This window comes from Streptomyces sp. NPDC002730, from assembly GCF_042888805.1.
Taxonomy (GTDB): Bacteria; Actinomycetota; Actinomycetes; order Streptomycetales; family Streptomycetaceae; genus Streptomyces.
This window is the reverse complement of sequence record NZ_JBIAQG010000003.1, coordinates 439,999-450,560: the sequence shown is the minus strand read 5'-3', so window position 1 is coordinate 450,560 and position 10,562 is coordinate 439,999. Positions and strand designations below refer to the sequence as shown.

10 protein-coding genes and 1 tRNA gene are annotated in these 10,562 nt (G+C 70.3%); 2 read left to right on the top strand and 9 right to left on the bottom strand.

The genetic code is table 11. From position 1 onward, the window contains the following. Positions 1-180 precede the first annotated feature (180 nt). Entirely contained in the window at positions 181-978 is a 798-nt protein-coding gene (locus ACFYXH_RS10305) for an exodeoxyribonuclease III (protein ID WP_389561647.1), read from the bottom strand. 61 nt (positions 979-1,039) lie between these two features. Between ACFYXH_RS10305 and ACFYXH_RS10300 the strand changes: the two genes are divergently transcribed. Then, on the top strand, positions 1,040-1,525 hold the full coding sequence (locus ACFYXH_RS10300) for a GNAT family N-acetyltransferase (RefSeq protein ID WP_389561646.1): 486 nt from the start codon (positions 1,040-1,042) through the stop codon (positions 1,523-1,525). A 110-nt stretch (positions 1,526-1,635) separates the two neighbouring features. Then, entirely contained in the window at positions 1,636-2,604 is a 969-nt protein-coding gene (locus ACFYXH_RS10295) for a trypsin-like serine peptidase (RefSeq protein WP_389561645.1), read from the top strand. A 65-nt stretch (positions 2,605-2,669) separates the two neighbouring features. Here ACFYXH_RS10295 and ACFYXH_RS10290 read toward each other — a convergent pair whose 3' ends face one another. The 8 genes from ACFYXH_RS10290 to glp all read right to left on the bottom strand — a co-directional run bounded on the left by ACFYXH_RS10290 (position 2,670) and on the right by glp (position 10,562). Then, complete coding sequence (locus tag ACFYXH_RS10290; RefSeq protein WP_389561644.1) at positions 2,670-5,051, bottom strand: MMPL family transporter; 2,382 nt, start codon at positions 5,049-5,051, stop codon at positions 2,670-2,672. 175 nt (positions 5,052-5,226) lie between these two features. Continuing rightward, entirely contained in the window at positions 5,227-5,766 is a 540-nt protein-coding gene (locus tag ACFYXH_RS10285) for a hypothetical protein (RefSeq protein ID WP_389561643.1), read from the bottom strand. Positions 5,767-5,984: 218 nt separating this feature from the next. Beyond that, positions 5,985-6,058, bottom strand: a tRNA-Ala gene (locus ACFYXH_RS10280). Between the two features lie 100 nt (positions 6,059-6,158). Continuing rightward, entirely contained in the window at positions 6,159-7,274 is a 1,116-nt protein-coding gene (gene glpR / locus ACFYXH_RS10275) for a gephyrin-like molybdotransferase receptor GlpR (RefSeq protein ID WP_389561642.1), read from the bottom strand. Between the two features lie 136 nt (positions 7,275-7,410). Next, complete coding sequence (locus tag ACFYXH_RS10270) at positions 7,411-8,022, bottom strand: GNAT family N-acetyltransferase (RefSeq protein ID WP_385300647.1); 612 nt, start codon at positions 8,020-8,022, stop codon at positions 7,411-7,413. 17 nt (positions 8,023-8,039) lie between these two features. Then, positions 8,040-8,543, bottom strand: a complete 504-nt coding sequence (locus ACFYXH_RS10265) for a molybdenum cofactor biosynthesis protein B (protein WP_389561829.1) — start codon at positions 8,541-8,543, stop codon at positions 8,040-8,042. 167 nt (positions 8,544-8,710) lie between these two features. Then, complete coding sequence (moaC, locus tag ACFYXH_RS10260; protein WP_389561641.1) at positions 8,711-9,190, bottom strand: cyclic pyranopterin monophosphate synthase MoaC; 480 nt, start codon at positions 9,188-9,190, stop codon at positions 8,711-8,713. 70 nt (positions 9,191-9,260) lie between these two features. Continuing rightward, positions 9,261-10,562 (bottom strand): gephyrin-like molybdotransferase Glp, encoded by a 1,302-nt coding sequence (glp, locus tag ACFYXH_RS10255; protein WP_389561640.1) that lies wholly within the window; start codon positions 10,560-10,562, stop codon positions 9,261-9,263.

Genomic DNA, 10,562 nt, shown 5'->3' with positions numbered 1-10,562 from the left:
TCGTGCACCGCCACAGCCCGTGGACCGCTACAGCTCGCGCACCGCCCGAGCGCGTGCACCGCCACCGCCCGTAGACCGCTGCAGCTCGTGCACCGCCACAGCCCGTGGACCGCTACAGCTCGCGCACCGCCCGAGCGCGTGCACCGCCACCGCCCGTAGACCGCTGCAGCTCGTGCACCGCTAGAGCTCGTAGACCGCCGTCACCGGCGCATGGTCGCTCCACCGCTCCCCGTGCGTCGCCGCCCGCTCGACCCACGCCTTCACCGCGCGCTTCGCCAGACCCGGCGTCGCCACTTGGTAGTCGATCCGCCAGCCCGTGTCGTTGTCGAAAGCCCGTCCCCGGTACGACCACCAGGAGTACGGACCCTCCTCGTCCGGATGCAGCGCGCGCACCACGTCGACGTACTCCGCCTCGTCGAAGACACGGGTCATCCACTCCCGTTCCTCGGGCAGGAAGCCGGAGTTCTTCTTGTTGCCCTTCCAGTTCTTGAGGTCGGCCTCCTGGTGCGCGATGTTCCAGTCGCCGCAGACCACGACCTCGCGTCCGTCAGCCGCCGCCCGCGCCTTCAGCTCGGCGAGGTACGGCAGGAACTCCGCCATGAACCGCGTCTTCTCGTCCTGCCGCTCCGTCCCCACCTCGCCCGACGGCAGATAGAGGCTGGCGACCGTGACGCCGGGCAGATCCGCCTCGACATACCGGCCGCTCGCGTCGAACTCGCTCGACCCGAACCCGATCCGCACCTGGTCCGGCTCACGCCGCGTGTAGAGCGACACGCCCGCGCGGCCCTTCGCCGCGGCCGGGGCGTGCACCGTGTGCCAGCCCTCCGGCTCGCGGACCTCGTCGGGGAGCTGGTGCGCCTCGGCCCGTACCTCCTGGAGGCAGATCGCGTCGGCGGCGGTAGCGGCCAGCCACTCCACAAAGCCCTTCTTGGCCGCGGCGCGGAGACCATTCACATTCACGGTTGTCACGGTGAGCATCCCGGCACCCTACCGAGCACCACACCGACAGCCCGCATTGCATACATGTACGATCGTCCGCATGATTTTCCGCCAAGTACCCTTCGACCACCCCGATGCCGTCAAACTCAATGACCAGGTGCAGCTCGAATACGCCGAGAGGTACCAGAGCGAGGGCGATGCCACACCGCTCGACGCCACGATGTTCCTGCCGCCGCGCGGCCTCTATCTTCTCGCGTACGACGATCACGACCGTCCCGTCGCCAGCGGCGGCTGGCGCTCGCAGGAAGCAGGCGGCGAGGGCTACAGCGACGGAGACGCGGAGCTCAAGCGCATGTACGTGATCCGCGAGGCGCGCGGCCTGGGCTTCGCCCGCCGGATCCTCGCCGCGCTGGAGGACGACGCCCGCGCCGCCGGCCGTACCCGGATGGTTCTGGAGACCGGCACCAAGCAGCCCGAGGCGATCGCCCTTTACACCTCGTCCGGCTATCTGCCGTGCGCCAAATTCGGCCACTACCGCCATCACGACGAGAGCCGGTGCTTCGCCAAGCCTTTGTCGCGCCCCTGACATAAACGCGATTCCCGTGGCACTCTGCCTCACGCAAGCCGATCCGCACCGCCTCATCCCCCACCCTGCCCGCGCGACTCCACGCGCGGGCACGGCAGAAGGAGACATGCGTGAGACGCCATCGCACCGCCGCCGGGATCCTGTTGACCGTCGGCACCCTGCTCACCGGAGCGCTGTCCGCCACCACCGCAGGCGCAGCCCCCGCTCCGCCCCCCGCACCCACTGTCTTCAAACAGCAGCAGACACAGGGCTTCTGGACCTCGGAGCGGATGCGCAACGCCACTCCGCTCGATCTGATCCAGGCCGCTCCCGGCTCGATCAGAGCCCCGCGGTCCGGTAGCAAGGAGACGGTCGTCCCGCCGACCGCCGTCTCCCCGGCAGCCGTATCCCCCACCGCCTTCCCGCAGGCCGGCGGCGCGTGGACGGGCGGCGGCGCCGTGGTCAAGACGTCCGGCCGGGTGTTCTTCACCTTCCAGGGCCGTACGGCATCCTGCTCCGGCGACTCGGTCACCAGCCAGAACGGCAGCACAGTGATCACCGCGGGCCACTGCGTGAAGTACCAGGGCAGCTGGCACACCAACTGGGTCTTCGTGCCCGCGTACAACAACGGCCAGGCGCCGTACGGTCAGTGGTCCGCCACCAAGACGTTCTCGACGGACCAATGGGTGGCGAGTGAGGACATCAACTACGACGTCGGCCTGGCCGTCGTCGCCCCGCTGAACGGCAACAAGCTCGCCGATACGGTCGGTGCGCAGGGCCTGAGCTTCAACGGCGGCTACAACAAGCCCATGTACGCCTTCGGCTTCCCCGCGGCCGCCCCGTACGACGGCACAAAGCTGATCTACTGCAGCGGCAACAGCTCGAAGGACTTCCTGTTCTCCAAGGACCACAGCCTGGGCTGCAATATGACGGGCGGCTCCAGCGGCGGCCCCTGGTTCACCTCGTTCAGCGAGGCCACCGGAACCGGGCTGCAGGCATCGGTGAACAGCTTCGGCTACACCTTCCTGCCGAACCGGATGTTCGGCCCGTACTTCGGCAATGAGGCCAAGGCCGTCTACGACAAGGCCCAGTCCTCCTGATCCCTTCGGGAGCCGGCGGGGGCCGCTCAGCCCCCGCCGGTCCCGCCCGGCGCGTTCGGGCCGGGTCAGCGCCGCCCGCTGCCCGCAGGCACGCCGTCACCGGCCGCGCCTGCCATCTCGTCCTCGTCCTCGCCCTCGGTGTCCACATGCGGCAGGATCCGGTCCAGCCACCGCGGCGTCCACCAGGCCGCCCGCCCCATCAGCGTCATCACCGCCGGCACCAGCAGCAGCCGCACCACGGTCGCGTCGATGAGCACGCTCACGGCCAGGCCCAGGCCCAGCATCTTGACCACGATGTTGTCGCTGACCACGAAGGCGGCGAAGACGCTCACCATGATGAGCGCGGCGCAGGTGATGACGCGTGCGGTGATCTCCAGCGCGTGCGCGACGCTCGCCTTCGGGTCGCCGGTACGCAGCCAGGCCTCGTGCACGCGGGAGAGCAGGAAGATCTCGTAGTCCATGCTCAGCCCGAAGACGATCGCGAACATCATCATCGGCACATAGCTCTCGATGGGCACCGTGCCCGACACTCCCAGCGCCGGACCGCCCCAGCCCCACTGGAAGACGGCCACCACAACTCCGTACGAGGCGGCGATGGACAGGACGTTGAGCACGGCCGCCTTGACCGCGACCAGCAGCCCGCGGAAGACGATCAGGATGATGAGGAAGGCGAGGGCAACCACCACGGCGATGATCAGGGGAAGTCGGCTGGAGACGATGTCCAGGAAGTCGACCTGGGCCGCGGTCGTCCCGGTGACATAGCCCTGTGCGGAGGTGCCGTTGACGGCCTCGGGCAGGACGTCGTCGTCCAGCCGGTTGACCAGCTCTGTGGTGACCTCGTCCTGCGGCGCCTGCTCCGAATAGGCGGTGCCGACCAGTACGTCTCCGTCCTGAGTGGGCTTCAGCGGGGTGATCACGGCGGCCCCGGACACATGGGCGAGCGCCTTCTGAGCCTGTGTCGCGAGCGCCGCGCGGTCGGCGGCCGGCACCGAGGTCTGGTCGATGACAAGGGTCATCGGCCCGTTGGACCCGGGGCCGAAGGCGTCGGACATCAGGTCGAACGCCCGCCGGTCCGTGAAGGACTTCGGGTCGGCGCCGTCCCCGATGTGGCCGAGCTGGATGGAGAACAGCGGGATGGCGAGCACGACAATGACGACCACCCCGCCGGTCAGGAACCACCACGGCCGTCGCTCGACGCGCTGCGCGTACCGGTGCCAGCTGCCGTGCTCCCCGGCACCCGGCTCGGCGCCCGGCACGGCGCCCGGCACGGCGCCCGGCACGGCGCCCGGCACGGCGTCCGTCTCCGCGACCGGCTTGCGCACCCGGTACTTGTCGATCCGCCGGCCGATCAGCCCCAGCAGCGCGGGCACCAGGGTGAGCGCGCCGGCGACCGCCGTGATCACGGTGACGGCGGCCGCCACCCCGAGCTTGGAGATAAAGCTGACCCCGGAGACCGACAGTCCCATCAGAGCGATGATGACCGTGCATCCTGAGACGAGCACCGCCCGGCCGCTGGTGGCCACCGCCTTACCCGCGGCGACCACCGGATCGGCGCCGTTCATGAGGTTCTGCCGGTGCCTGGTGATCAGGAACAGCGCGTAGTCGATGCCCACGCCGAGACCGATCATGGTGGCCAGGGTGGGTGAGACGGTGGCGAAGGTGAACGCGGCGGCGAGCAGCCCGAGGCAGGCGAGCCCGCAGATCACACTGAGCAGCGCCGTCAGCAGTGGCACACCGGCGGCGAGCACACTGCCGAAACCGATCAGCAGAACGAGGACCGCCACGCCGAAGCCGATCAGCTCGCTGATCCGGTCGTTGGCGGCGGGCCTGGCCAGCTCACCCAGCGGGCCGCCGTACTCCACATCCACCCCGGCGGAGCGCAGCGGCTGGACGGCCGTGTCCACACCGTCGAGATACGACTTCTCCAGAGTGGACGGCTGCACATCGAAGCGGACGGTGATGTACGCGGTTACGCCGTCCGTGGACAGGGGGCCGATGTTCTGTCCGGACGGCTGTTGCGGGGGCGGCATCGAGCCCGGCGGAGGCAACGGGTTCTGCGCGGACAGCACATGCGGCAGCTTCTGGAGGTTGCCGATCACCGTGGACATCTGCGAGGCGAAGCCGGTGAGCGGCTTGGCCGTGTCGTTCAGGACGATCTGGGCCGCGTAACCGCCGGCAGCGGGATCGTGTTCCTTGAGCACCTCCCGCCCCTCCGTCGACTGGACACCGGGCAGCGAGAAGTTGTCGGAGTAGTCGCCGCCGTACGCGTGCTGCAGAACCTGCAGGCCCGCGAGGGCGACGAGCCAGGCCAGGATGACGACCGCACAGCGGTGGGCGCACCATTCACCGAGCCGCCGCAGCAGGCCTTTGCGGGCCGCGGGTGCAGGGGCGGAGGCGGAGGCGGAGGAAGCGGCCGGGGAGTCGTGCGGAGGCTGAGCCAACGACATGCCTTTCTCCCGACGAGAACCGGCACACGGATGGCTGCCGAGGTCTGGAGGTGCTCTCTCCGGCACCGGTCCAGAGAAAGACACAGCGAACATTCAGCATTAAAAGCCCGATCCGACCGCACGGCATGCGCACTTCCGTGTGGAAGGCGCCCCTTGAGCGTTGGTCGGAGTCAGCTCACTTCGGATGCGTGGAGCCGAGTGCGCCGGGACTTCTGGGCACCCAACCGGGTAGGGCCGCCACCTGCTTCGGATCGGGCTCGCGCATCAGGGCGCGCCAACCGTCCTGGCCGCCGTTGCCGTCGAGCCGGACGTCAATGTCCTTGATCTGTCCGGTGTCGTGGAAGTACAGCACCACCATTTGGCGGTCGGAGCCCTCGTCGTAGAAGTCCGCCGTGACCTTCCCCCGGGCGCCCTTGCCGAACTCCTTGATCCAGTTGGCGGCCGTCCTCTTGGTCTCGTCCTCGGTGCCGTCGCTGCTCGCGAGCGATTGCAGCCCTTCGGCCCGCTCGTCAGCGATCCGCCAGACGATCTCTTGCGTCACTTCCAGTGAACCGGTGGACGGGTAGCCGACCACCCTCAGTGGCTCATGGTTGGCGTAGTCCTCGGCGTAACGCACGGCGGCGTCGTCCGAGGGCGAACACGCCGTCAGCACTGCGAGCATCAGACCGGCCGACAGAGCCCCTGTCAGCCTTCGTGTTCCTGCGGCCCGGCTCATTCGGCGCTCATGGGCGGCATGATTCAGGATCCGCTCGATCGGGTTGCGCGTGCCGCGACAGCGGGCCAGGACATCGTCCAACGTGGTGTGGCTCTTTCCTCGGTCTCTTGCGTCGAACACCGTGCGAATCCGGTGACTTTCGACAAGCAGAGGCGCGAACGACGAGATCCCGGTCGGACGGTGACCGTCTGACCGGGATCTCGTGAACAGCGTTGTTGTGGACCTGTGGGGATTTGAACCCCAGACCCCCTCGATGCGAACGAGGTGCGCTACCAGACTGCGCCACAGGCCCTTGCAACGAGTGAAACCTTAGCACCCACATTGGGGTGCTTGGAAATCGGTTCCCTCGCTGGTCACGGAAGCGGGCCGGCGGAGCCGGGACGCGTCCGCTCTCACTCGTTGGCGGCGCGCGGCCGGTCCTCTTCCGCGTACTGGTCGAAGAGCGGCGTACGGCCGCGGTCCCGGGTGCGGCGGGGCGGGGACGTCCGCTGGCGCGGAGGCGCATCAGCCGGCGGCTCCGCTTCCTGGGTCGGCTCCGCGGTCGAGGAGCGCGCCGAGCTCCAGGTCTCCGGGTCGCTGAAGTCCACGCCGCTCGTTGCGCGCGGGGCGACCGGAGCGGTGACGTACGTCGGCAGCGGGACCGGGACCGGGTCCCAGCTGTCGCCGCGCGCCGGGCCGCGTTCGCGCTGCTGGTCGACCCACTCCGCGTGGTCCGTCTGCTCGACCAGCGCGCGGCGTCCTGCCTCCTGCGGGGAGAGCGTGGCAGCTGGTTCGGGCTCGGGGCGCGTCTCCTGCTCCTCGTCCGGCTCGACGGCGGACCCCGCCGCGGCCTGGTGCCGGCGCGGATGGTTCTCGCGCAGCCGCTGCGCCGCGGCCTCGGCCCGGCGCCGGTCCATGGTGAACGCGAAGCGCCGCCGCTCCTTACCGCGCAAATGCACGATGTACACGCTGAGGAGCACCGCGGGGAGGGCCGGGGCCCACAGGAAGCCGAGCCCGCCGACCGCGGCCACGATCGCGCCGAGGGTGAAGGCGAAGAAGAGGACCACGATGGTACGTCTGCGGCGGGCCAGGACCTTGGTACGGCGGGCGCGCTCGGCGGCGGCGCCGTTCGGACGCGGGCGCCGGGTGCCGGGACGGGCCGGGCCCCGGGACTGTGCCGGGGCCTGGGGCGGTTCCGCCTGCGCGGGCACCGGGCGGGCCGGGACGTCGAGCCGGGCTTCGGTACGGGCCGGGGGCGTGGCGAAGGCCCGGACGTCCACGGAACTCAAACGGTCCGTGGCCGCGTCCGGGTCCACGTCGGCCCCGGCCTCCTCGGCCGCGCGCTCTCGCAGCTCCTTGGCGTACCGGCGCTCCATCGCCCCGCGTCCGGACAGCAGCCGGATGGCGGTGGAGAAGCGTTCCGTCGGACGGGCTTCATTGAGCTCGTCCTGCCTGCGGAGCCACATCGGCACCAAGTAGGCGGCCCAGGCCCCGACGATGACTGCGTAGATGAGGCCACTGCTGCTCACACTTCACACCGTAGAGGGGTTCGCATGAGGGCATCCGCCAATTGGCCCGGTGTGTCGCACGATCTGGCTGATATCACGGACTTTTTTTGTGATTGTTCAGATCAGTTCATGGCTGACGGCGATCAATTTCGAACATTTATTTTATTTCCCGTGGCGTTCCGGGTCGTGCCTGGTGCCAGCGGCGGAGCAGTCCCTCCGGTACCTCTTCGGCCGTGAGCGCGAAGACCAGATGGTCCCTCCAGGCACCGTCGATGTGGAGATAACGGGGCCGCAGTCCCTCTTCGCGGAATCCGAGTTTCTCCACGACCCGGCGGCTGGGGCCGTTCTCCGGGCGAATGCAGACTTCGATGCGGTGCAGTCCGACCGTACGGAAGCAGTGGTCGACGGCGAGGGCGACGGCCGTCGGCATGACGCCGCGGCCCGCCACCGCCCGGTCGACCCAGTAGCCGACATGCCCCGAACACATCGAGCCCCAGGTGATCCCGGCGACCGTCAGCTGACCGACGAGCTGTCCCCGGTACTCGATGACGAAGGGCAGCATCCGCCCGGCGTTGGCCTCGGCGCGCAGATGGCGGACCATCTGGCGGTAGGTGGGGCGCTGGGCGACCGGGCTGCCGGGGGCCGGCGGCGGAATCGTCGCCTCCCAGGGCCGCAGCCAGTCGCGGTTGCGGCGGTTGACCTCGCGCCAGGCCCGCTGGTCGCGCAGCTTTATCGGACGAAGGGCGATATCGCCGTCCGCCAGGATCACCGGCCAGAACGGGGTGTTCAGCTTGGGCTCCCGGGGGTCCCCCCGGACGGAGTCCGGGGGATGGGTCTGGGGTGGTCTCCGCCGCGGATCTGTTCGACGGCGTGGATCAGGAGCCTTTCCAGGACGGCGAGTCCGTCGCGTACTCCGCCGGTGGAGCCGGGGAGGTTGACGATCAGGGTCCGGCCGGCGACACCGGCGAGGCCGCGGGACAGGGCCGCGGTGGGCACCTTCTCGCGTCCGTACGCGCGGATCGCCTCGGGGATGCCGGGGATCTCGTGGTCGAGGACGCGGGCGGTGACGTCGGGCGTCCGGTCGGTGGGCGAGATGCCGGTGCCGCCGGTGGTGAGGATGACGTCGTACGCGGCGGCGACGCCGTCCCGCAGGGCCTGCTCGACGGGGTCGCCGTCCGGCACAACCCGCGGGCCTTCGACCTGGAAGCCGAGCGCGGACAGGCCCTCGGCGAGGATCGGACCGCCCTTGTCGGCGTAGACCCCGGCGGAGGCACGGTTCGACGCCGTCACAACAAGGGCCCGGTACGGCGCGACCGGCTTGGCCGCCTCGCCGCCGGTCGCCTCAGGGGCGGTCGCCCGGGTGCCGGCCGCGTCGAGGTCGGCGGCTGCGAGGTCGGCGGCTTCGGAGCCGGGCCCGTGGCTGTGGCCGTACACCTCTCCGGCCCGCGGTGCCGGGCTCATGACCGGATCCAGTCGCCGGACTTGCCGCCCGTCTTCTCCTCGACCCGGATGTCGCTGATGACCGCCGCCTTGTCCACGGCCTTGACCATGTCGACGACGGTGAGCGCGGCGACCGAGACCGCCGTCAGGGCCTCCATCTCGACGCCCGTGCGGTCGGTCGTCTTCACCGTCGCGATGATCTCGACGGCGTCGTCCGCGACCTTCAGATCGAGTTTCACACCGGAGACCGCGAGCGGGTGGCAGAGCGGGATCAGATCGGGCGTGCGCTTGGCGCCCATGATGCCCGCGATACGGGCCGTGGCGAGTGCGTCACCCTTGGGGACGCCCTCACCGCGCAGCAGTTCCACGACCCGCGGTGATACCAGGACCCGGCCGCTGGCGCGGGCCGTACGTGAGGTGACGTCCTTTCCGGAGACGTCGACCATGCGGGCCGCCCCCGCCTCGTCGATGTGCGTCAGCCTGTCGTGCGTGCTCATTGGTGCGGCGCTCCCGGTCCGGGCCCTCAGGGCCTGTGTGGGCAGACACGGTACCGCCACCGCACGCAGGTCACCCGAGGAGGACCACTTCCACCTCCGCGTCGGGCTCGACCGAGGTGTCGGCCTCCGGGACGACGATCAGGCAGTCGGCATGGGCGAGCGCCGCGATCAGATGGGAGCCCGAGCCGCCGACCGGGGAGACGGTGCCCGATTCGTGGTCGTACGTACCCCGCAGGAACTGCCGCCTGCCGGAGGGTGACGACAGGGCCTTGTCGGCCTTGAGCACGGCGCGGGCCTTCGGCCGATGGACGTCCTTCAGGCCCATCAGGGCACGGATCGCGGGACGTACGAACAGTTCGAAGGAGACGTACGACGAGACCGGATTGCCCGGCAGCGCCAGCAGTGGGGTGTGCTCAGGGCCGATCGAGCCGAAGCCCTGCGGCTTGCCGGGCTGCATGGCGAGCTTGCGGAAGTCGATCCCGCTGCCCGGCACGTCCTCGTCGCCCACGGACGAGAGGGCCTCCTTGACCACGTCGTACGCGCCGACGCTGACGCCGCCCGTCGTGACCAGCAGATCGGCGCGGATCAGCTGGTCCTCGATGGTGGCGCGCAGGGTCTCCGCGTCGTCCGTGACCGCGCCCACCCGGTAGGAGAGGGCGCCCGCGTCACGCGCGGCGGCGGACAGCGCGAAGCTGTTGGAGTCGTAGATCTGGCCCTCGCCCAACTTCTCGCCGGGCTGGATCAGTTCGCTGCCGGTGGAGAGCACGACGACACGCGGACGGGGCCGTACGCGCACGGTGCCGCGGCCGATCGCGGCGAGCAGTCCGATCTGCGGCGGGCCGAGGACCGTGCCTTCCTCCAGCGCCAGATCGCCCGCCTGGACGTCGCTGCCGCGCCCGCGCACATGGGCCCCTGCCTCGACCGGGCGGTGGACGCGGACCTCGCCGCTCGCACCCTCGGGGGCCTCGCCGGCCGGGCGCATCGTGGTGGCCGCTCCGCCGCCCGTACCGCCGTCGGTCCACTCGACCGGGACGACCGCCTCCGCGCCGGGCGGCAGCGGGGCGCCGGTCATGATGCGCGCGGCCTGGCCGGGGCCGACCGTGGGCAGACCGCCGCCGCCGGCCGCCACATCGCCGATGACCGTGAGGACCGCCGGGAACTCCTCGCTGGCGCCCGAGACGTCGGCCGCACGGACCGCGTACCCGTCCATGGAGCTGTTGTCGAAGGGCGGCAGGGCGACCGGCACCGTGACGTCCTCGACGAGGACACAGCCCTGGGCGTCGGGCAGTTGCAGCTCGATCGGGTCCAGCGGACGGATCGCGCTGAGGATGTCCTCCAGATGGTCGTCCACCGACCAGATCGTGCTGCTCAC

What these genes read in the sequence shown, in the direction of transcription:
- ACFYXH_RS10305 (WP_389561647.1), bottom strand. Translation starts at nt 978, where the DNA reads ATGCTCACCGTGACAACCGTGAATGTGAATGGTCTCCGCGCCGCGGCC.
- ACFYXH_RS10300 (WP_389561646.1), top strand. Translation starts at nt 1,040, where the DNA reads ATGATTTTCCGCCAAGTACCCTTCGACCACCCCGATGCCGTCAAACTC.
- ACFYXH_RS10290 (WP_389561644.1), bottom strand. Translation starts at nt 5,051, where the DNA reads ATGTCGTTGGCTCAGCCTCCGCACGACTCCCCGGCCGCTTCCTCCGCC.
- ACFYXH_RS10285 (WP_389561643.1), bottom strand. Translation starts at nt 5,766, where the DNA reads ATGAGCCGGGCCGCAGGAACACGAAGGCTGACAGGGGCTCTGTCGGCC.
- moaC (WP_389561641.1), bottom strand. Translation starts at nt 9,190, where the DNA reads ATGAGCACGCACGACAGGCTGACGCACATCGACGAGGCGGGGGCGGCC.